The organism is Bacillus pacificus (assembly GCF_020861345.1).
GTDB lineage: Bacteria > Bacillota > Bacilli > Bacillales > Bacillaceae_G > Bacillus_A > Bacillus_A pacificus.
Genome location: NZ_CP086328.1, coordinates 2557200 through 2579138, shown reverse-complemented (window position 1 = coordinate 2579138; position 21939 = coordinate 2557200). Strand labels below are relative to the sequence as shown.

The window sequence follows — 21939 nt, the reverse complement described above, 5'->3', positions numbered from 1 at the left end:
GTCCTCCTACTAGGGCTCTTTTTTCACGTTAACTTTGCTAAGAGCAGATAAATGAAATACTCAATTAACTTTTTTATATTTTAAAACGAATAAATGGTAGAATGTAACAAAGATAGAAAATTCCCATTATTAGAGGTGGACTTAGATGAAGAAAGTAAATGTTACATATGCACTTTTATACGATAAAACAAACGAAAAAATCTTAATGGTAAAAAACAAAGGGAAGAATGGTTCTTATTACACACTACCAGGTGGCGCGGTTAAATTTGGAGAAACGTTAGAAGAGGCAGTAATTCGGGAAGCGAAAGAAGAAACCGGTCTACATATAACTGTAAATGGTATTTGTTACATTAGCGAAGCTTTTTTTGAAGAGAGAGGACATCATGCAATTTTCTTTAATTTTTTAGGCGAAATAATCGGCGGAGAGACATATATATCAAGAACAAAAGAAATCGAAGAGATTACTTGGATGGAACTTCATATAGCAGCACCGTATTTGCGTATACCAGAACATTTACTAGACATTTTACAAAAGAAAGAAACAGTACCTTACATTTTTAATGGAACAATCATTCATCAAGCAACATAAAAATATCATTTCATATAAGGCGGGGAAAAAATGGAGTTTATCGTTAATCATAAACATTTCACTCAAGCACTTTCAGAAGTAAGTAAAGCCATATCGACAAAAGCTTTTATTCCTATACTATCCGGTATAAAAATAACTGCAAATCAATCTGGAATTACTTTAATCGCAAGTAATTCAAATATTTTCATCGAAAAATTCATCCCTAGTTCCATGGATGACGAACAAATTACGACTACCTTACAAGCAGGGACAATTGTTGTACCTGCAAAATACTTCATTGAAATTATAAAGAAAATGCCAAGCAATATAGTAATAAAAAGTAAGAATGAGCAAACAATTACCATACAATCAGAAGAAATCACATTAAACGTAAATAGTTTTCCAGTGAATGAATTTCCTAACGTACCACAAATAGACGATCATGCAGAAATACAAATAGAAACAAAACAATTAATTGATGCGTTTAAACAAACAGTCTTTGCAGTAGCGAAAAATGAATCTAGGCCCGTTCTTACCGGAGTACATATCGAGTTAGACCACAACAAATTAATATGCGCTGCAACTGACTCTCATAGACTAGCTATACGTGAAACATTAATTTCTACTAATGTGAAAGCGAATTGTATTGTACCAAGTGCAACCATTAATGAACTTTTAAAATTAATGAACAGCAATTTAGAATTCGTTTCTATTTATCTATCAGAAAGCCACATTATTTTTACATTCGGCACAACTACTTTATATTCAAGACTAATCGAAGGGAAATATCCTAATATATCTAGTTTAATTCCAAATAAATTTCAAACAGTCATTAACATAGATAGACAAAGAATGTTACAAGGTGTAGATCGATCAAGCTTATTAGCAAGTGAATGGGCAAATAACAATGTTAACTTAGAAATTGTAAACGAATCTACAATTAAAGTTTCTTCTAATGCTTCTCAGATTGGAAAAATATATGAAACACAACAAGTAGATGCAATTCACGGTGAAAAACAATTACATATATCTTTCGATGGACGATTTATGTTGGATGCTTTAAGGGCAATAAAAGAAAAAACGGTTACTTTAAGTTTCAGCGGTTCTATGAGACCGATATTAATTGAAGCAGGGACACAATCTGCAGCAATCCATCTTATATCTCCAGTAAGAGCTTATTAAAAACGGAGGAAGGAATCACGTTATGTACAAGCACACTTTATGTTTTATAAAAAGAAATGAAGAGATACTTATGTTAAATAGAGAATATGATCCTGTAAAAGGATTATGGAATGGTGTAGGAGGAAAGATAGAAAAGGGCGAAACACCTTTAGAAAATGCGATTCGTGAAATAAAGGAAGAGACTAATATAAAAGTTACGTATGACCAAATTCAATTTAAAGGCATTATTAAGTGGAAAGATTCTTCATATTCTGGTGGTATGTATCTTTATTTAATAGAGCTAATGAATGAATTTACATATCAAACTCCAAAAAAAGTATCAGAAGGAATTTTAGATTGGAAAGAGATTTCTTGGATTCTTAGTGACTATAATTACGGTGTAGGAGAGATGATACCTAAATTTTTAGTTGAAGTGCTCTACAATGAATTCATATTAGAGCACAATTTTGTTTTATCTAATCATAAATTAATAGATTATAGGAATGAAAAATTGGCTAAACAGGAAAGTTCTATAAATAATATAATTCAATTGTAAAAAGCAGGAATTGTAATCTACAATACACAGCAAAATAATTATAACTCAAATAATTCGAAGAGTAGCTAAGGAGAAAATTCAAATGGGGATGAGTGTATTGAAGAAAATGAAATGCCCAGTGTACCAGAAAACTAAAAAGCAGATAAAAAATTTTAGACAGGGGATTCAATATGTGGAAAACAAATATTGTCAAAACTACTAGAGGCAATTTTGAGTATTTTATGAAGGGAGAAGGTCCGCCTTTATGCGTTACACATATGTATAGCGAGTATAACGATAATGGAAATACTTTTGCAAACCCATTTACTGACCATTATAGCGTATATTTAGTTAACTTAAAGGGGTGTGGCAATTCAGATTCGGCAAAAAATGATTCTGAATATAGTATGACCGAAACGATTAAAGATTTAGAAGCGATTCGAGAAGCTTTATATATTAATAAATGGGGGTTTGCTGGTCATTCGACAGGAGGGATGTTAGCTCTTGTATATGCGACTGAAGCACAAGAAAGTTTAACGAAAATAATTGTTGGTGGCGCAGCGGCGAGCAAGGAATATGCATCTCATAAAGATAGTATATACTGTAGTAAAAATGTAAAATTTAATAGAATCGTATCAATTATGAATGCATTAAATGATGATAGTACAGTACAAGAAGAAAGAAAAGCATTAAGTAGAGAGTGGGCACTTATGTCTTTTTATTCTGAAGAAAAGCTTGAAGAGGCATTAAAACTGCCGAATAGCGGAAAGACAGTTGGCGATCGGCTAAATTATTTTAGACAAGTTGAATATAAAGATTATGATGTTCGTCAGAAACTTAAATTCGTAAAAATCCCAAGTTTTATATACTGTGGTAAGCATGATGCACAATGTCCCTACATATTTTCCCGTGAAATAGCAAATTTGATCCCGAACGCAACATTAACTAAATTTGAAGAAAGTAATCATAATCCATTCGTTGAAGAAATAGACAAGTTTAATCAGTTTGTCAACGATACATTATAATCAATAAGTAAAAAGCGAATCTTTTATATAAGACAGATTCGCTTTTTATTATAATTAGACTTTTTGCCACCAAGCATACCTAGGATAGTCTGTAGATTTTAACGTAATAGATTCGCCAATTTGAGGTGTTGTAATTTTAACTCCTAAACGGTTAGCTTCTTTCGTAACACGTTCTATCGGGTCACTCCATTCGTGTAATGCTAATGTAAAAGCACCCCAATGAATCGGAAGAAGTAATTCTCCTTTTACATCAATATGAGCTTGTACTGTTTCTTCAGGCAACATATGAATAGCAGACCACCTTGGATCATATTGCCCGCATTCCATTAACGTAAGATCGAATGGACCGTATTTATTACCAATCTCCTTAAAGTGAGGCGCATAACCGCTATCGCCACTAAAGAAAACTTTAGTTTCTTGACCAAGGATAGCCCATGAACACCATAACGAACAATCTCTATCTGTCATACCTCGTCCAGAGAAATGCCTTGCAGGGGCACATACTAACTTAATAGTATCAAGCATAATTTCATCCCACCAATTATGCTCACTAATTTTACTAGGTGAAACACCCCATTTAATTAAATATTGCGCAACTCCAGTTGGAACATAGAAATGCTTTACACGATCTTTTAATTGCATAATACTTTTATAATTTAAATGATCATAGTGATTATGAGAAATGATAATTGCATCAATTTCTTGCAGTTCTTCACGTTCTAAAGAAAAAGAACCACTATAACGTTTACTATTAAACACTGGAAACGGGGAAGAGGCATCTCCAAACATCGGGTCTAATAACAATGTTTTACCTTCTATTTTTAAAAGAGAAGCAGAATGGCCAAACCATGTAATACTCTCTAAAGACTTATTGTTTTTATCTGATAAAACAATAGGTAAATTCTTTATAGGACGCAACTTTGTTTTCATTTTAAAGTAATCAGTCATTAAACCTATAATATCTTTCGGTTTAAAACTTACATCAGTATGAATTTGATTTACATATTTCTTTTTCATTCGTTCTCCTTTTTACGTTTAACAATATACGTATGTTGTTATTGTAGTTATTTGTAGTGTAAACTATATCATTTTATCTTTCATCTTAAATAAAGTACATTTCATAAATTCGTCAAATTCATTAATCATATATATATAATGAGTGTTATTTAGCGGCAGATAAAATCAATATTAAGTAAATGTAAATTGTTTTAATTTAGTAAATTCATTCTTAAAAGCAACAAAGAACATACGTTTCGTTGTATGTTAAAGAAGAAAATATATCTCTAATTAGTAAAAGAAAGGAGAGGATGTAAGTGCAAATAGAGAGAAAAAAGAAATCAAAATGTAAACTATCAAAATCTGAAATAACTCAGCTATATACAGAAGGGAAGAGTACCTCAGAAATAGCTACGCTTGCCAATGTGTCCGCTAGGTATATTCGTATGGTTTTAACAGACAATAACGTTCCAAGGCGTGCTATAGGGAGTTGGAAGAGGAAATATGACATATCAGAAGATTATTTTAAAACGTGGTCAAATAATATGGCTTATATATTAGGATTTATAGCAGCAGATGGTGTCATACAAAAAGATAATCAATGTGTTAGTGTATCACAAAAAGAAAGTTATATTTTAGAAGATATAAAACAAGAACTAAACACAAAACAGCCACTGTATCAAAATAAAAAAACAGGCGTATATATGCTAAACATTAATAGTAAAACAATAAAAGACGACCTTATGAATATACATGGAATCATGCCATGTAAATCATTAAATATCAAATTCCCTTTCGTGCCTGAAGAATATTTACATCACTTTGTTCGTGGGTATTTTGATGGGGATGGTCATGTTAACTCTCATAAATACTTTGTTAGCTTTGTTGGAGGATCATATAATTTTATGAATTCTTTTAAAGATATCCTTGAGAATAATAAATTCCAATTAAGTTTTGTTGACAAAGAAAAACAATATCGTATTTACCTAAGTGGTAAAAATAATGTTAATAAATTTTCACAGTGGATTTATAAAGATAAAGATTTGCATTTAAAGCGTAAATACAATATTTTTCAAGAAAAGAATAATTGTAATGATGATTGAATAATTCACAAACAAGTTCAATTATAAAATTAAAATTCACGGTGAATTATTAATTGAAATCAAAGTAATTGTTAAAGCAAACAAATTATAAATATAGTTTAGCCAATTTCAAAACAACTTGTTTAATTATTAAATTTAAACAAGTTGTTTTTTATTATGTTTTATTAATGATTATTTACAAGAGTATAAATTTACACTAATCCGGCATCAAAGAACTATTCACTAATAAATAAGGAAAAGGGAAGTATACCAAACCGAACTAATATATAATAAGTTTATTACTTTTTACTAGTAGACATAATATATATTATAGGCAGTTACAGAAACAAAGCAATATCAGGTATCAAAAAACAAGTAAACTATACTTAATGAGACGAAACGGAGATTTTTAGTGAGATTTACATAAAATCTTATTTAAACGGATTTCTACAGTTTTTACCGTTTATTTTGCTATACAATCAATCGCAGCAAATCTGAATCAATAATCGATTTAGATTAAACGAATTAAAATCATTTTTGATCAGCGAGAAATTTTTATACAAAAAAATCATTTCTAAACAAAACATAAATTAATAATTATATTTTATGTTTTACTGTATGAATTTATTGCTGTTTACACACGTTTTACAACTTCACATTATTTATTGTTATTTCTGTTATTTACACTTGACTTTTGTTATACCCATTTTTTGTATTCTAGTTAACATAACGTTTATTTTTAACATAAAAAAATCTCCCTTACCTTCAGGAAGATTTTTTAACTTGCTAGTATTTTATTTATATATTTTTAATAACAATCCCAATTGTAAATAACGTTGGAAAAATCTAGATTTAACAAGTCTTCTTTTTTTATAAAGAAATTTGCAACACCAGAATCTCCCCACATAATATTTAATGAATCATCTGTATCGATTTGCAGTAATAAGATGTCATGCTGTTGGTATTTTTCTTCCCATTCTCTCGGATCTGTCTGTGTGAAAAATGGATATCCACCAATTTTATGTCCTTGATCTTTACATAAATCATCATACAGTTCGCCTAATTCTGTATTATTTTCTTCATCAACAATTTCTTCCCAGTCAATATCTTCACTAAAAATCTTTTCGAATCGATAATCCCCTGACGTTACGGGTTGATAATCCAATTCAAACTTTAATTTCGCTGCTTCAGGTATAATAAAGTCCTCTAATTCTAAAGTGTTTAAATAACTAAAATCAGTAATAACCTTATTTAAGTCTTCTATAATTGTAGAATGATAAATAATTCGAAAGTCTTTTTGAGTTGTTGGCTGATCAAAATCTGCTCCGTAAAGCTCATCAGCAGCACTTACGAAAAACTGTAACATTCCCTCTTGAGGCATATATTCAACATGCGGCATTTCTTCAAAGTTTAGCTGAGCAAGTAACATCATAGGTTGTCCATTTGAATCTTTAGGGTGCTCTTGATCTATAGGTAAATACGGATATCCACCAAACTTACTCTCAAAAAGCGTTGTCTCTGCTAATGTTCCAGACACTTTAATATACGGTTTTACACTTTCTTCTAAAATAGTACGATACTGCTCTAGTTCTTTCGGAATTTGAAGTTGATACGTATTCTTCATTACATTTGCCTCCCTTTCATAATGAATTAAAAATGCCTTACTTAATTATATAGCAAGAGATAGCTTCATGAAAAATTGTTAAAAGTCCGTTTTCACCCTCGTTTTTTGCGCACTTGGTGGACAAAGTAAATTATGTTCTAAAACCTTTTTATTAATAGTTCGAATTAAATTCGCTGCTTCTGCAGTATTTGTATTTTCTTTTAGCTTTTCTTTTAAATCATCAATTTCTTTTGAAAGCTCAATCCACCTTGGTAAAACATGATTATTCTTTAACGTTCTATACAGTTGCTTTTCAGGATTGTACGAAAGGTCTTTATCTAGATTTAGAGGTTTCCCTTTACCAGGCATATTATCAAAAGACCCTTTCTTTTCTGCTTCTTTAATGATAGAACTAATATGATCCTCATATGTATAGGACCAAACTTTCTCATCTTTTACTAAAATCTCTTGCTTTTTTAGTTTCTTATCTAGTTCTTCTTGATTCATAGATTCTCTCTCCTTTTTATTTTATAGTGTGTTTTTTGTAAGTTTTAAAGCTTTCAACCCGTCAAACAAATTTTCTCGCCACCAAATACCGTCATGTCCGCCTTGGAACTCTTCATAAGTGGTTTGGTATCTATTTTCTTTTAAAGCTTTATATAGGCGTCTATTGGCCGTTAAAAGAGGTTCGTTTTCAAGTTCACCTACTGCTATGTAAGAATAGAGATGAGTCGTATTAGAATCTATTGATGAAATTTGATTTTCAATCCAAGGAATTTGATTTTCATAACCATCTTTTTTCCAATGTACAGATCCAGACATTGACAACACATTCCCGAAAATATGCGGATTTTGAAGTGCTGCATAAAAAGCTGCTAGGCCACCAAGACTGAAACCTGCAATTGTTGTATGTTTCGCTTCTTTATGCACACGATACTTAGCCTGAATCCACAGAAGTAATTCCTTCGTTAAAAATGCGTTCATTTTATCGTTATAAGTTAGCTCTTCTAATCGATCAACAGGATCTATAGCAACAGCAATACACGATGAGATTTCTTTTTCGTAAATTAAATAATTAAGTGTTTTTGTGATTGAAAGGTCATTAATGAATGAATTCCCATCAAATACAATGAGAAGTTCTTGAAGATGTGAAGTGTGAGAATAATCATGAGGCGTATAAATATGAATTTTACGTGTGTTATTTAAAATCGTACTATGAAATGAATATGTTTCAATTTTTCCGGATGGATAATGGTTTGAAGGAAAACGACTGCTATACTTTACTTCCATCTCTATATTTAACAAAGACGCTTTATTGGTACCTTCTCCAAATGTGTTTTTATTAAATTGGTCTAGTTGATACTGTTCACTACGCTTTATCCAATCGTTTTCAAAAAAATCGTTTACTGAAAAATAGTAAGTTGAAATAAAATGTTCATTTGTCCTAAACGTTACATACCAAATATCTGTCTGTAACAGTCGTTTTAATTGATTTACAGACAGATCCCAACCGGGAAAACTGCCGAATACATTATGTGTTTTATGTGTTTAGAGACGTTATTTATTAGAAAAATGATCAATTGCCTGAATAGAAAGTTCCAACGCTTTTATTCTTCTTGTTAAAAGTGTTCTTTGCGGACTACCGGCTTTAGACTTATCATAGGCTCTCTCAATTGATGGAAGTAAACCAGCAAGGACGTTACGAGCGTCTGCTAACTCTTCTTGGCTATACTGATGACTTTCTTGATTCCAAACGTTTTCTAGCACTACTAACCCTATGCAAACAGCTTTAAGTCGTTTTTTCACTAATGTAGTATTTGCACCTTTTTGAGTCATCTGAGAGAGTGCATTTTCAAGTTTACGGATTGTTGACTGTAAAGACTGTATTGATTCTACTTTATCTACATTTGATACGTTTTCCATTTTAAACCTGTCCCTTCTTCATTTCTAAATTAGTTTTCCTGATATTTGATAATACCATTAAGAAACGAATTTTACTCGAAATATTTGAGTTGGACATGAATTGAAAGGAAAACAGCTAACAAACTTCTATCTCCTCCCTCGCACATATTCTATATGTACTTCTTTTTTCTCGTTAAAATACCTACATGGACAAGTTGTAAATATTGTATATTTTATGAACAAAAAACGTACAAGCAGCATGACTTGTACGTTTAAATTTTTATTCAGTAAGATAATAAAGTAATAGCTTCCGGGTCTTTTCATAATTCATGAAATCTCTATATAAAATGGGATACTTCATAATCTCTGTTTCTAGAAAACAATATTGTGGAAACCACTCAAAAAAAGATTTCTTTAACCACTTGATTTGCTGAAACGTAATGTTCTGTTCATTTAGTACAGAATTTAAAGTTGCTGCTGTATGCATCCAATAATGATTAAAATCAGCGTTTATACAGTCATCTTCGGTAAATTTACTCTTTAAAGTTCGCTGCAATTTTGCTGTAGCACGGTAAGGAAACGGCTTGCGCAATGGACTATGCATGTTCTGCAATTCCTTAAAAATAATTTGTTTTCCTAACTTCAACTTTTCACCCCTTTATTTTTCTATCCAATTTAATAAGTTTTCATAATGATATTGAGCATCTGTATACCCAAGATTATATAAATTAACGAGTTTTTCTTTATTTCTCTCTATACCGCTTATAGGAAGTTGTACACTTGGTTGAATGACATAAAAGTTGTCTTTTTGTTTTCTTTGATTCATATAAGATATCGTCTCATTATAAAAACGATAATGTTCTACTAAAGATTGTGCGATATTCGGATATTTCCTATATAAAATTTTAGCCAGCCCTGAAAATTTATTTCGTTGCTTCTCATATCCTTCTGGCTTTGTCATAATTACAACATTCTTTTCATAACCATCAGTTTGAGCTTTTAAAACTGGTATAGGATCTATAATTCCTCCATCTAGTAATTTTCGATTATCATATTCTACAGCAGGCGCTATAAACGGCACTGAGCTAGATGCACGAATGATTTTTAAAATATCATTTCCGTGTTCTGCTTTATTATAATAAATAGCTTGTCCTGATTCGCAATCAGTCGTTCCTATAACAAACTGTTCATTTGAGTTTAAGAAAGTTTGAAAATCAAATGGTACAATTTTATTAGGTACTTCATCAAATAAAAAATCCATTCCAAATAATTCACGTTTTCGAATTAAATTTCGATAAGATATATAACGATGATCTGCTACTAACTCTGTATTTACTTTCTTATTTCTCCCTTTTTGACGTGATAAATAAGTTGCTCCCATACAGGCTCCAGCGGATACGCCAACTACATAAGGGAAAAATAAGTTCTTTTCCATAAAATATTCGAGTACGCCTGCAGTATATAAACCTTTCATTCCTCCGCCTTCTAATACTAAACCGATATTCTTCATACTATATCCCTCTGCTTCTTTTTTCTTACTTACATATTAGCACAAGACTTTAAGACAAGGTGATATAAGTGCGCTGCAACAATAACCAGAAACTACTAAAGTAATGTCATTATTTCTTAGTCAAGAGCGTGGTACAATATAAGTAACACATTACACAAATAATGGAGGAGGAATTTCCTATGGGTTTATTCAGCGGTATTTTAGGAAATGCATCAAATACGAATACAGAAAGTGTAGAACGTGATTTAGAAAAGATTATGTTAGACGATGAGAAAGTTGAACATGCTTATAAATTAATTCGCGATTTAATCGTATTCACAAATCGTCGTCTTATTTTAGTAGATAAACAAGGGATATCAGGTAAAAAAACTGAGTATCATTCTATCCCTTATAAAAGCATTACACAATTCAGCATTGAAACAGCTGGGCATTTTGATTTAGATGCTGAACTTAAAATTTGGGTATCTAGTTTGAGTACACCAATTACGAAAGAATTTAAAGGTGACGATAGTGTTTTAAGCATTCAAAAAGCGTTAGTAACATATACGACCAAATAATACTTTTTGTATGTTTATTCAATTCTAAAATTACTCACCCGAGTATTTTGGAAGAATATACATCATTTTTGTATATTTAATCTCAAATAACAGAAAAAGGTAAAGCGTATTTCAAATGCTTTACCTTTCTTTTTTGTAATAAATAAGTGTAGTTTTATCATTTAATTTCTTAGTTACTTCTGTTCTTTTATATCCCATCTTTTCGTATAGAAAACAATTTCTTTCTTCTTCTAAAATCGTAGCAAGTTCAAAGCTTCGTGCTTCTGGAAACATCTCTTCAATTAAAATAAGTACCTGCTGAGCAATTCCTTTCCCTTGATAGTTTGGATGAATGAACATTGGACTAATCCAAAATTTATATGGTATTTCTTTTTTTGAAATGCATATCGCTCCAACAAGGTTAGAATCTATTATCATTTTATAATAGTTACTGCTGGGATTATGTTACTGCTGGGATTATTTATCCTCAAAATCGTTTTTTCAATAGATTCATTTGCTGGGTTTGTTTCATAGTCTTTATATTTATTTAATAAAGGGCTAAATGAGTCTATTTGCATTTGAAATAAAACTGATGCATCACTTTCTGTTGCCTTCTCTAATGTAATCTTCACGTTACTACCAATTTAGTCGCTTTCTTAATGAAGTTATATGAGCCGTATGATGACGTCCATGCCATGCGTATAGTCCAATTGCAACAGCAAGTTTTGTTTCACCAGTCTCTGGGTGGTTAAATGTCTTTTCTAGATCTTCAAGTTCTAAAGAATATAAAAGGTTAACCCATCTTTTATGTAATGAATCTAACATTACTAGTGAAACATCTACTGGTAATTTAGAATCAGGTAATTCTGCCCACTTTTCTTCTTTATATGGTTTAATCGTTGGATTCTTTTCTGTTAGTGCTAATTTAAAGCGTATGTAACTATTCATATGGCTATCAACAACGTGATGGACTACTTGACGAACTGTCCATCCACCAACGCGGTACGGTGTGTCTAACTGTTTCTGATCTAAATCTTTAATTGCCTTCGTTAGTTCATTAGGTAAATCTTCAATTTCTTGAATCCATGTATCAATCATTTCTTCCGTTATAGGACGTTTATATGTAAATTGCCCAATTGGATAACGTAAATCATTCATGAATAAGTCCCCCTTATTATAAGCGCGAAGTATTTCTCCAAATATAATGTACAAAATTCACATGTTCTCCATTTAATACTACAGATGTTGTATCTGCTTCGTTTTGATAAGAAGAAAACCCGCTTTTTTCTAGTACAATTTGTGATGCAAGATTATTAGTAGTTGTTTTAGCATGAACCTCATTAATTTCATTATTTTTCGCTACGTCTAAAATTAATTTTACAGCTGCTGTTGCAACTCCTTTTTTAGTAAACTTTTCTCCGACTCGATAACCTAACGAACTGATTCGAGTTTCCGAATCTATATCTACTAAATTTATTCTTCCTAGAATTTCATTTTCTTCGTTACGAATTAAATAAAAATAAGATTCTCTATCCGCCTGTTCTATTAATAAATCATCTAGTAGTTTTTGGAAATATTCAAAATCAAAATATTGCGAGCCACGATTAGGTACCATTGTTTCAAAAAAAGACTTATTCGTAAGTTCAAACGTAAATAAATCTTTAGCATCGTGTTTCTTTAATTGTTCTATGTATATTTTCATCTCGATTACCCCTTCTATATCTACTAACTGTTATATATTCTTTTTTAATCAACTATTTTCCTGCTATTTTTTTTGCTTCAGTAACACAGCAAATAGCACTTTTGGATGAAATAGGTGAAATGGGCTACGAATTAAATTCATCACCTTTACTAATCGAATATAAACGTCAGAATCAGTTGCAGATAGTTGATATATTTGTTTCGTATACCATAGCTGAAATTTTTGTTTTATCGTTAATTCTCTTTTTAGCTGAGGATGACGTGATATTTCCGTTGTTGTCATATCCCAAGGTGTTTCTATTATAGTAGCTGCCTTTTTATAAAATTGTTGTGTAAATGTTTTATCAAGTTGTTTTTTACCTTGCAGAAGTAATTGCAACTGGTGAGCTTCCATAGCGGCAACTGAAACACCTTGACCGAAAACAGGGTCGAAACGACAATGTGCATCTCCAACGACTAATAATCCTTCTGGCATATTTGTGGTGAGATCAAATCTCCGACGTACTTGATAAGGAATTTTATACGTTTTGATATCTGAAATTGCCACAGCTTTGTTAAGAAAATCTGTAACATTAGGGATTGATAAGTTTTCAGCAAAATTATAAAATTCTCCATCTGTTTGTGGTGCTTTTTCATTTGCATATCCACTGAAAGTAACAAAATAACGATTATCTTCAATCGTTTGAATAAGAACGCCATACGGATTGTCAGGGAAACTTGGAGACATTAGCGTATTACAGTAGTCTAATTTCTCATTTTCTTTAAGTTTAAACATTCTAGTTACGTAAAATAAATCAATACGCGCTTTCTCTTCTTGTACTTCAATTTCGTATTCTCGTAACCACTCTATACTTTTTGAACCAAATCCACTTGCATCAACTACAATATCTGCATGAACTTCTTCTTGTGCGTCTGTCTCTAAATATTTAACTTTTACTCCACACACTTTGTTAAGCTTTTCATCTACCAATAACCCTTTAACCAATGTTTCATATTTAATAGTAACATTTGAAATTTGATGTATTCGTTTTTGGATATTCCATTCTAGCAAAGGACGACTTTGTTGAATCATATGTACTTCTCCTATGAATGGCTGTTTCCATAAACCAAATTGATGCCATTTTAAATCACGAGTAAAGTTATGTACGACACTACCTGCTTCTATTAATTCATTCGTAATATTAGGAAACAATTCCTCAATGGCTTTTTCTCCACCTTTTAATAACACATGAGGATGATTACTTTGTGGGACTCTTTTTCTCGAGGACTTTCCATCCCATTTTTCACCGGCCTCTATAATGATTACTTCTTTAAAAGCAGTTGATAATGCTTTTGCTGCGAGCTTTCCTGCGATACTTCCGCCAATAACGATAGCCTTATTAAACATGTTTTCCCCCTTAATAAAAAGAAATCCTGTCTTATATGAATGAAACAGGATCTTAAACTCATTAACTTCTTTATCATTATAATTAAAACACATGAGTAAATTGTAATGTTAAAATTAAAATACCTAATCCCCAGACGTAATAAGCGAATACTTTTAAGGAGTGACGTTTTAAATACTGAATCATCCACGAAACAGCTATGTAACCGAAAAACGCAGCTGATAACGTTCCAACAATTAAAGATGTACTAGAAATAGATTCTGCTTTCCCTTGAAAAACATCTACAAATTGCAAAATGATTGCTCCGACAATGGCTGGCGTTGATAATAAAAAAGAAAAGTAAGCTGCGGTTTCGCGGTCTAACTTTCTCCATAATGCAGCGACGATTGTCATACCAGAACGAGAAATTGCAGGGAAAATAGCAACCGCTTGAAATGAACCGATGATAAATGCATCTTTATATGTAATGTCGTCCATTTTTTTACGACCATTCTTTTGTTTATCTGCCATGTAGAGAAAGAACCCTGTCACTAAAAACTCCCAACCAATCGTAATACCTGTTTTTGAAATATCCTCAAAAAAGTCTTTAAATAACAATCCAATTACAACCGCAGGTATCGTCCCGACAATAAGTAATAGCATTAGTTTTGAAAATGGATTTTTGATTAAATATATAAATTCTTTTTTGTAATAAATAAACACTGCAAGTAAAGTGCCAATATGCAGCATCGTATCTAAAAACAATCCTGCTTCATCTAATTGAAACAAATGTCTTCCTAAATAAAGATGACCTGTACTACTTATCGGTAAAAACTCTGTTAAACCTTGTATAATCCCTAATATAAAAGCTTCTAACCAATTCATGATGGTCCCCTTTCTTGTTTGCTTGTACCAATATATGAAGGTTAAATTTTCGATATGAAAAAAACTATATTTCTCTATGAATTTACTTTCATTTTATGGATATATATGTAAAGAGGATTGAGGAGGGTTATTATGTGGAAGCACACAAAATTCGGCAATGTATTACTTTGGCTAGGACCGATCCTTGTGTTTGTAGGGTTATGTATGACAAATGTTATTTCTGATATTCCTTTCTTTTTGGGAAAACATGAAACGATTGGAATTGTACTTATATGTATAGGAGTATGCTGTTTTATTGTTGCGAATCATTTAAAAAAAGTAGAAAAATATGAGGACTAATTTTAAATAAAAAAACAATCCCACTCTATGTGCTAGGATTGTTTTTTTATTACTTATTTATAGAATACTTTATCAACGTTATATTTTGCTTTGTATTTATTAATGATATATGTTTCATAAATTTCTCTTTCTGTTGGATCTTCTACGATACATGCATCAATGCGGTATACTTCATCACGGTGATTTTTAATTGGTGAAACATTGTCTTCGAAATGCTTCTTAATACGTTGTCTAATTTTACGAGCTTTACCTACGAAAAGTAGTTCGTCATTAATATTGTAAAACATAAAAATGCCGCCTTTATCTCTAGGGAACAAGTGGAAATCGATAAAACCATTGATTGGCGTAATTCTTGGCTCGTCTCCTCTAATAACTTGTTTACGTTCAGTAATTGTAACATCAACTTCAGGGATACTAATTTTAATCAAGTTCATTCACGTCCTCTTTTATTATAAAGATAAATAATAGCATACATATGTAAGAAAAGCTACGTTCATAGGCATATTTCATTTTATAATTCAAATATTATAGGTGTATCGTGTAAACTCTTCTTCCAAATCATATGATCACTTGATTCTCCCCAATAATCTTTTAGTACATAACTAGGCTCTCCAAACTTCTTCGTCCATATACTTTGCGCTTTTCTGTATCCACTATCTAAACAGAATTCCGTTATTCCTCTGCTAAGTAACGTAAGAAACATTGTATGTAGTAGTAAACTCCCGATACCCTTTCTTTGATAATCCGGAAGTATAAATACAGTTCCTATTTCATACAAATCCTTAAGTACACCATTTGTACAACTAGTAATCAATGTACTTGCTGGGCCAACTTCAATTGTTCCAATGATTTTATCGTTATTTGTGTCAATTGCTAATAAAAAGTAACGTTTTTCTCCGTTACTATCAAAATCTGTTTTCAAATATTGCTTTTTCATGTTAATTTCATTTTCTATGTCATCCAATTGTTGTGATAATCCTTCGTCTTTATATGTATTCGTAATAACTATACGGAAAAACAAGTGAAGTTCCTCTAAATCATCCGAATTTGGTCTCCTAATTGCAACGTTATACATGTTTTAAATCTCCATTCTATACAATTGTTAAAACAATGCTTTATATACTCTATTCAACAATATGCTACAAAGCCCTGCATAGATCCAGCAGTATAGAAAGCTCAGTATAAATATAGATGAAATAATTTTTATATCCATAGTTGTATGAATAGTAGGACCAAGCACGGGAAAACGGAAAATATCGAGAACTATCATAATTCCTATAAGTAAACAAATCGCAGAAAAGGAAACAACCCAAATTCTCCTCTTGAATTGTATAAAGGAAAGCCCTAAAGCTATACCTAATAAACCTGTAGTAAAGGGGAAAACAATTAGTTCACTTGGCTCAATAATAAATAATAAGAGAATAGTAAGGATATAAGAAAGTACTCCCTCACGAATAGAGTAGCAAATAGCCAAAAAAATTGGTAATGTCGCAAAAGGACTAATGAATAACCCTATACCAGGAATTAAATTCCCCGCTGCTTGAAACATGGTGGCTAAAGCACTCATTAAAGCTGTAATGACTAGCTTATTTGCTAGGGACAATTTTCTTTTATGAACAAAGTTCGCATCATTCTCTATCATAAGTTGACACCAATAACGTACAAACCGATGCATCAATATACCCCCTAAAGATATCTCATTCATCACTTTCTATATTATTCATACACTAGTTGTTTATGATTTGCTTTCTGCTTATTATCAACCACAATACAATAGACGTTTATAAAGAAGACCTTTAGGGGATAAACTATAAGTGTATATCTTTTTAAGGAATAATTTCAAATATGGTACCTTTATTAAAATCAGTTACTTTCATAGAACCGTAAACTCCTAAATATAAACTAGTTTGATCCAAATTTGTTCCTAAACTCATATAATAAGCTGCTTGCGTACCAAAATCATAATTGGTTTCAATAACATGAAAGTCAGTATGTTTACCATCTATACCGGCTCTAGTATATGCTAAAACACCTTTAACTGGCGGCCGAGATTCTTCTTTCTTAGCAAGATCAGTAAATACAACGCTACCATATAGATTTGGGATTGCAGTTCCCATATATGGCTGAACGCCTGTAAGTGAAGTTCCTCCAAACTTATCTGGTCTCGGGTCTTTATGAAAATAACTAATGAGTGGCTGCATACGCTTTGCGGATAATTCTATTGTTTCATCATAATAAACCATTGTTCTCTCATCTAAAGTAGGATGATCAGCACAGTGTCGTATAAAAGAAGTAGGTAATTCTCCTTCCCATCCTCTCCAACCAAAATTAATAAATCCATCTTGATTAGAAGTGAACCTCATTACATGCATTTTAATAAGTTCGGTAACCGGAATTGGTTTATATTGAACAAATGAAAAAATAGACTCTACAATATCCTGTCCGACATTACCTGCATATTTAATATATTGATTATAAAACCTTTGGAATGAAATACCGGTTATATTACGGACGCCTTTCGCAATTACTGTAAGTGTTTCTTGTATCGATAGAGGAAGTTCATTAAAGCGTGTAACTACTGGAGGATTATTTATGAATGTATCTCTACTTACATCGATTTCAATTATTTTACCTGCTATTTCTAAATCATCTTGGCTTAAATTAAACGGATCATACCCCGACCCACCATCTCCATTTGTAAATACAAGTTTCCCCGTCTCTGGAGAAAAGTTTAAAGTATTTACTCCATTATGATTAAAAAATGGGCGTTTTATATGAAGTAATGTTCTACGTTTTTGAGGTTGCCCGTTTGACTGTAAAATCCATTCTTCAATTGTATCAATATGATCATATTGCGTATCTCTATTTAGCCATTTTAAGTTTAAAGTTTTTGGGTCACAAGGATTCGGTTTAAATTGTTCAGAAAGTGCACCGGGTCCTTGAGTTCCAGCTACTGAATAATGAAGATAAAATAAACCGTTTTGATAAAATTGTGGATGAAACGCAAGTCCAAGCAATCCCCGTTCATCATAGCCGCTACTAGAGACACCTTCTTCAGATGTACCTAATTTAATAATACGTTGACGAATATTTAAAAATGTTTTTATGACTCCATCTCCTATGTAAAAAACCTCTCCTAATTGGGTTGCGATAAATAGTCTTTCAACTGATTCACCTGGAAGTATTGCTGTTTTTATGACAGTCGGTAAATTTATGTTATGAACAATGGGTCGTAAATGAACCTTAACTTTTGTCAATTAACTTTACCCCCCTTTATATTCTTTTTAATAGAAGAGTATGATTAGAGTGATCTTATTAGTATCAAATAAGTAGCATTCCTTTTTATTACATTTTTGTATATAATGTAATTATAAATAAACTAGGGGGCTACTTATGACACTTTTACTACAAGTCATCTTACCACTTATATTTGCGCTATATTTATTTACCCTCTATCGTAATACAACTATTGGAAAAGCTGCTTTTCTTTTAGCGGTCATTATTGGGATTTTTGGATTAGAGAACATTTTTCAGCATGCTAATCTAACAGATTATGCTATTTATCCATATTGGGGCAGTTTGAAGGCTGTTGTTATTATTTTATCAGTCGTATTTCTATTTAAAAAAGGTGGTTTAACAGGGAAATATTGATTTATAATGCTGTACATATTTTATTGTTAAACTGCTTTTAATTTATAAAAAGAAATGTTTATGTAAAAACACGAAGGGATGTGTTACATATGTCTATAAATATTATTTCTATAATTTCTATAATAATATGGATTGTGTTGATTACAGAACTTATAAAACCTTCAAAAGAACAGAATGGACGAAAAATAGTAATGCTATTAACTGCTGGTTCCGCATCAACACTTATTTTGACGGTTTCATTTATTCAAAATATCCCGTTTTGGAATTGATAGTGAAATAACTAATAAAAAAATATATAAGATTAGGACCGTACATTTTAGAAATGTCTAATATGTACGGTCCTTTTGTTTACTAGTGGTCTACTTATAAGTATGTGATCTTTTTACAATTCGAATTTCTTTTTAAGTTTCTTATATTTTCTATACGAACGTCTAACAATGTTTAACATAAAATACGGTATTTTAACAGGGAAAGGCAATTTATAAATGAAAGGCAAATAAAATGTAAAATATGCCTTTTCTAGGTCTCTCCACTTACTATCTTCTTTTGTTTTTAAGAAATCAGATACATCGACTACATATCCCCTTCCTTTTTCCATCATCACATTTTTTCCGTGAACATCACAAGGAGTTAATCCTTGTTTCCTTGCATACTCTAAAGCTTTATTTATATCAAGGATTACCTGCTTAGGAATTTTAATTCCCTTATGAATAGCATCGTATAAGGTAATTTCTTTTAAACGTTTCAATACTATGAAATTTTCTCCTTTATATATAAGCTTTGAATAAGAAGGATGATTTCCGATTTTGCGGTATACTTCTGACTCTTTTTCAATTCCTTCTCCTTCTCGCGCGTAAACTTTCACTACCCAATCTTTGAATTCTCTGTGCATGAATACTGCAGCATAATTACCTTTCCCTAAACACTTCCAAAGTCTAGGAATATCTTTAACTACTACAGGCTCGAATTCGTCCTCACTTCTTATGATTACCTCTTTTAATAATTCATCCTTTATCAATCCCACAAAACTATTTATACTCATCGTTTCCACTCCGGTTTTGCTAAAAGGGGCTTACCCACATTTTAACGAAAATATACACTAAGCGAATTTTATTTGAACTGTTGAATACTTAATATGTATTCCGCTATTCAGAGCCAAAAACCATACAATAAAAAATATTTCTAACTATTTTTATTTTTTCAGAGGCAACTGTATAAGGCTTTTCTAAGTGCAAGTTCTCAGTTCATTGGTCATGCCAAATCTATATTTGTTTTTTTAAATTGTTCAATTCTTGTTCCACTACTATCTTTGTTAGCTAACACTTTTATTGTTTTAATAGTCTTTTGTTTAATTCCCACAATGCTGTTTTATTGCTATCCCACTTCAAATACGTTACGGCTTCCTCAAAGCATAGCCATTTATAATTCAAGTGTTCTTTAGATAATGAGATGTTTTTTGTAGGTACTTTAACTCCAAACGAAAATTCTTTTATTACATAAACGTCATCTTCCCCAAAGGAACTCTCCAACTACATCCTCTACTGGTAGTGAAGACACAGAATCTAATTGTATATATGAACATTCTCTTGTAATACCAGCCTCTTCAAACGCTTCACGTTTTGCTGATTCAATAGGAATCTCACCGTCTTCTCCACCACCAGCTATACCTTGCCAATAACCATAATCACTTCGGTTGAAAATCGCATATTGAATAGAGTCATCAATTTTTATATAAGGAAATATTAATACTTGATATGGTGCTCTCATTGCTTAACCTCCTCTCGAAAATAGGCTTTAAATACATATGAATAAAGAGCCGACATCATAATTCTACATGAATAATGCAGGTTTATGGTGTCAGCCCTCTATTTTTGAAGAATTTTATTTTTCATAAACTATCTAATTCTTCAACCTGGTGTTATTCAATTGCGCCTGCAACGTCATAATCGTTTAAATCTAATTCAATTGGTTGTCCTAGCGCTAATTTAGCGAGTTCTGATCCTAAATATGGACCAGCAGTTAAACCTGAAGCTCCTAATCCGTTCGCAACAAGAATACCGTCGAAGTTAGGAAGTGGTCCGATAACAGGTAAGAATCCTGGAGTAAACGGTCTAAATCCAACTCTTGTCTCAAGCATAGTAGCATCTTCTAAGCCAGGTGCAACTGTTAATGCTTTATGGAATACTTCATTTAAACCACCAGCCGTTACACGGTGATCGAAACCAGTATCATTCTCATGTGTTGCACCAATTACGACATGGCCATTGTCAAATGTTAAAATGTATTGATCATTTGGCGGCATAACAACTGGCATATTTTCTGTTGCTGTATTTTCCATTTGCAAGTGAACAATTTGTCCTTTTTGGAACGTAACTAAGAAATTAATTCCTAAAGGGTTTAAGATTTCGTTCGCCCATGCACCTGCAGTTACAATAACCTTTTCTGCTAAAATAGTTTCATCGTTTACTATAACTCCCGTAATATGATTACCTTCACGGACTAATACTGCATCTCCTTTTATAAAAGTTGCACCATGTTTTTTCGCAGCGCTTATTAATGCATTACGTAATAATCTTCCATTTACTCTTGCAGCACCACTAATATGAACAGAACTAAATTCTTCTGATAATGCTGGGAATAATTTTTTTGTTTCTTCAGCTGATAAGCGAGTGATTTCACCAATCTCTGGGGCATCTTCACGACGTTTATACGCTCGCTCTTCCATTTGATCAAGTTTTTTCTCATCAGTATGTAAACTAATTGCACCTACACGGTTATAACCTGTGTCTGTTTCACCGTCATCTTCTAATTGCTGAATTAACGAAGAATAGTAACGTGCACCGCCTTTAACGATTTTATACCATGCTTTATTACGACGTTGCGAAAGCCATGGACAGACAATACCTGCTGCAGCATCAGTTGCTTGACCTACTTGTTGACGATCCACGATAGTAACATTCGCGCCAGCCTTAGCAAGATGGTAAGCAGTAGACGCTCCTAAAATACCCGCTCCAACTACAATATACGATTTCATTTCAAACACCTTTTCTCTTTTGCTAATTATTTAAATATAAGAACATA

The 21939-nt window shown here is 31.9% G+C and carries 24 protein-coding genes and 3 pseudogenes; 9 read left to right on the top strand and 18 right to left on the bottom strand.

Features of this window, described 5'->3' with window-relative positions:
* Nucleotides 1-145 precede the first annotated feature (145 nt).
* From LMD38_RS13570 to LMD38_RS13555, 4 genes are all read left to right on the top strand, one after another.
* Complete coding sequence (locus LMD38_RS13570) at nucleotides 146-589, top strand: NUDIX hydrolase (RefSeq protein WP_062822570.1); 444 nt, start codon at nucleotides 146-148, stop codon at nucleotides 587-589.
* A gap of 30 nt (nucleotides 590-619) precedes the next feature.
* The gene (gene dnaN, locus LMD38_RS13565; RefSeq protein ID WP_062822571.1) at nucleotides 620-1750 is read left to right on the top strand and encodes a DNA polymerase III subunit beta; all 1131 of its coding nucleotides are present in this window, start codon (nucleotides 620-622) and stop codon (nucleotides 1748-1750) included.
* A gap of 22 nt (nucleotides 1751-1772) precedes the next feature.
* Complete coding sequence (locus LMD38_RS13560; protein WP_062822572.1) at nucleotides 1773-2285, top strand: NUDIX hydrolase; 513 nt, start codon at nucleotides 1773-1775, stop codon at nucleotides 2283-2285.
* Nucleotides 2286-2455: 170 nt separating this feature from the next.
* Nucleotides 2456-3289 carry an alpha/beta fold hydrolase gene (locus tag LMD38_RS13555; protein WP_062822573.1) on the top strand — a complete coding sequence of 278 codons (834 nt, stop codon included), beginning with the start codon at nucleotides 2456-2458 and terminating at the stop codon, nucleotides 3287-3289.
* 54 nt (nucleotides 3290-3343) lie between these two features.
* Here the strand turns inward: LMD38_RS13555 and LMD38_RS13550 are convergent, their stop codons facing one another.
* A complete protein-coding gene (locus LMD38_RS13550) occupies nucleotides 3344-4306 on the bottom strand; it encodes an MBL fold metallo-hydrolase (protein WP_016717620.1) in 963 nt (320 codons plus the stop codon).
* Nucleotides 4307-4602: 296 nt separating this feature from the next.
* Here LMD38_RS13550 and LMD38_RS13545 point away from each other — a divergent pair, with 296 nt between their 5' ends.
* Complete coding sequence (locus LMD38_RS13545; RefSeq protein WP_062822574.1) at nucleotides 4603-5388, top strand: LAGLIDADG family homing endonuclease; 786 nt, start codon at nucleotides 4603-4605, stop codon at nucleotides 5386-5388.
* A gap of 787 nt (nucleotides 5389-6175) precedes the next feature.
* Here the strand turns inward: LMD38_RS13545 and LMD38_RS13540 are convergent.
* From LMD38_RS13540 to LMD38_RS13515, 5 genes and pseudogenes are all read right to left on the bottom strand, one after another.
* Complete coding sequence (locus LMD38_RS13540) at nucleotides 6176-6991, bottom strand: YwqG family protein (protein ID WP_000799817.1); 816 nt, start codon at nucleotides 6989-6991, stop codon at nucleotides 6176-6178.
* 78 nt (nucleotides 6992-7069) lie between these two features.
* A pseudogene (locus LMD38_RS13530) lies at nucleotides 7070-8509 on the bottom strand (DnaJ family domain-containing protein); the annotation flags it as partial.
* An 18-nt stretch (nucleotides 8510-8527) separates the two neighbouring features.
* The gene (locus LMD38_RS13525) at nucleotides 8528-8893 is read right to left on the bottom strand and encodes a hypothetical protein (protein ID WP_016717624.1); all 366 of its coding nucleotides are present in this window, start codon (nucleotides 8891-8893) and stop codon (nucleotides 8528-8530) included.
* 259 nt (nucleotides 8894-9152) lie between these two features.
* Nucleotides 9153-9518, bottom strand: a complete 366-nt coding sequence (locus LMD38_RS13520; protein WP_016717625.1) for a YxiJ-like family protein — start codon at nucleotides 9516-9518, stop codon at nucleotides 9153-9155.
* Between the two features lie 12 nt (nucleotides 9519-9530).
* Nucleotides 9531-10382, bottom strand: a complete 852-nt coding sequence (locus tag LMD38_RS13515; protein WP_016717626.1) for a patatin-like phospholipase family protein — start codon at nucleotides 10380-10382, stop codon at nucleotides 9531-9533.
* A 179-nt stretch (nucleotides 10383-10561) separates the two neighbouring features.
* Between LMD38_RS13515 and LMD38_RS13510 the strand changes: the two genes are divergently transcribed.
* Complete coding sequence (locus LMD38_RS13510; RefSeq protein ID WP_062822576.1) at nucleotides 10562-10939, top strand: PH domain-containing protein; 378 nt, start codon at nucleotides 10562-10564, stop codon at nucleotides 10937-10939.
* Between the two features lie 120 nt (nucleotides 10940-11059).
* Here the strand turns inward: LMD38_RS13510 and LMD38_RS13505 are convergent.
* The 5 genes and pseudogenes from LMD38_RS13505 to LMD38_RS13485 all read right to left on the bottom strand — a co-directional run.
* Nucleotides 11060-11550 (bottom strand): annotated as a pseudogene (locus tag LMD38_RS13505) (GNAT family N-acetyltransferase); the annotation flags it as partial.
* Between the two features lie 4 nt (nucleotides 11551-11554).
* Complete coding sequence (locus tag LMD38_RS13500) at nucleotides 11555-12076, bottom strand: YfiT family bacillithiol transferase (protein ID WP_061182522.1); 522 nt, start codon at nucleotides 12074-12076, stop codon at nucleotides 11555-11557.
* A 16-nt stretch (nucleotides 12077-12092) separates the two neighbouring features.
* Nucleotides 12093-12620, bottom strand: coding sequence for a GNAT family N-acetyltransferase (locus LMD38_RS13495; RefSeq protein WP_061182521.1), 528 nt, complete (start codon nucleotides 12618-12620; stop codon nucleotides 12093-12095).
* Between the two features lie 63 nt (nucleotides 12621-12683).
* Nucleotides 12684-14006, bottom strand: a complete 1323-nt coding sequence (locus LMD38_RS13490; protein WP_061182520.1) for an FAD-dependent oxidoreductase — start codon at nucleotides 14004-14006, stop codon at nucleotides 12684-12686.
* Between the two features lie 82 nt (nucleotides 14007-14088).
* Nucleotides 14089-14868, bottom strand: a complete 780-nt coding sequence (locus tag LMD38_RS13485; RefSeq protein WP_061182519.1) for an undecaprenyl-diphosphate phosphatase — start codon at nucleotides 14866-14868, stop codon at nucleotides 14089-14091.
* A gap of 132 nt (nucleotides 14869-15000) precedes the next feature.
* Here LMD38_RS13485 and LMD38_RS13480 point away from each other — a divergent pair, with 132 nt between their 5' ends.
* The gene (locus LMD38_RS13480) at nucleotides 15001-15207 is read left to right on the top strand and encodes a hypothetical protein (RefSeq protein ID WP_016717631.1); all 207 of its coding nucleotides are present in this window, start codon (nucleotides 15001-15003) and stop codon (nucleotides 15205-15207) included.
* Between the two features lie 53 nt (nucleotides 15208-15260).
* Here LMD38_RS13480 and LMD38_RS13475 read toward each other — a convergent pair whose 3' ends face one another.
* The 4 genes from LMD38_RS13475 to LMD38_RS13460 form a co-directional block, all read right to left on the bottom strand.
* The gene (locus LMD38_RS13475) at nucleotides 15261-15641 is read right to left on the bottom strand and encodes a nucleotide excision repair endonuclease (protein ID WP_016717632.1); all 381 of its coding nucleotides are present in this window, start codon (nucleotides 15639-15641) and stop codon (nucleotides 15261-15263) included.
* 77 nt (nucleotides 15642-15718) lie between these two features.
* Nucleotides 15719-16282, bottom strand: coding sequence for a GNAT family N-acetyltransferase (locus tag LMD38_RS13470; RefSeq protein ID WP_000282922.1), 564 nt, complete (start codon nucleotides 16280-16282; stop codon nucleotides 15719-15721).
* Between the two features lie 27 nt (nucleotides 16283-16309).
* Nucleotides 16310-16882 carry a YybS family protein gene (locus tag LMD38_RS13465; protein WP_061182518.1) on the bottom strand — a complete coding sequence of 191 codons (573 nt, stop codon included), beginning with the start codon at nucleotides 16880-16882 and terminating at the stop codon, nucleotides 16310-16312.
* Between the two features lie 151 nt (nucleotides 16883-17033).
* Nucleotides 17034-18464, bottom strand: coding sequence for a PQQ-dependent sugar dehydrogenase (locus LMD38_RS13460; RefSeq protein ID WP_016717633.1), 1431 nt, complete (start codon nucleotides 18462-18464; stop codon nucleotides 17034-17036).
* 136 nt (nucleotides 18465-18600) lie between these two features.
* Between LMD38_RS13460 and LMD38_RS13455 the strand changes: the two genes are divergently transcribed.
* The gene (locus LMD38_RS13455; RefSeq protein ID WP_061182517.1) at nucleotides 18601-18858 is read left to right on the top strand and encodes a hypothetical protein; all 258 of its coding nucleotides are present in this window, start codon (nucleotides 18601-18603) and stop codon (nucleotides 18856-18858) included.
* An 89-nt stretch (nucleotides 18859-18947) separates the two neighbouring features.
* Nucleotides 18948-19127 carry a hypothetical protein gene (locus tag LMD38_RS13450; RefSeq protein ID WP_016717634.1) on the top strand — a complete coding sequence of 60 codons (180 nt, stop codon included), beginning with the start codon at nucleotides 18948-18950 and terminating at the stop codon, nucleotides 19125-19127.
* A 113-nt stretch (nucleotides 19128-19240) separates the two neighbouring features.
* Here the strand turns inward: LMD38_RS13450 and LMD38_RS13445 are convergent, their stop codons facing one another.
* From LMD38_RS13445 to LMD38_RS13435, 3 genes and pseudogenes are all read right to left on the bottom strand, one after another.
* Nucleotides 19241-19900 (bottom strand): protein kinase family protein, encoded by a 660-nt coding sequence (locus LMD38_RS13445; RefSeq protein ID WP_227585341.1) that lies wholly within the window; start codon nucleotides 19898-19900, stop codon nucleotides 19241-19243.
* A 283-nt stretch (nucleotides 19901-20183) separates the two neighbouring features.
* Nucleotides 20184-20625 (bottom strand): annotated as a pseudogene (locus tag LMD38_RS13440) (NUDIX hydrolase).
* A 151-nt stretch (nucleotides 20626-20776) separates the two neighbouring features.
* Complete coding sequence (locus tag LMD38_RS13435) at nucleotides 20777-21892, bottom strand: NAD(P)/FAD-dependent oxidoreductase (RefSeq protein ID WP_000844363.1); 1116 nt, start codon at nucleotides 21890-21892, stop codon at nucleotides 20777-20779.
* Nucleotides 21893-21939: the final 47 nt, after the last annotated feature.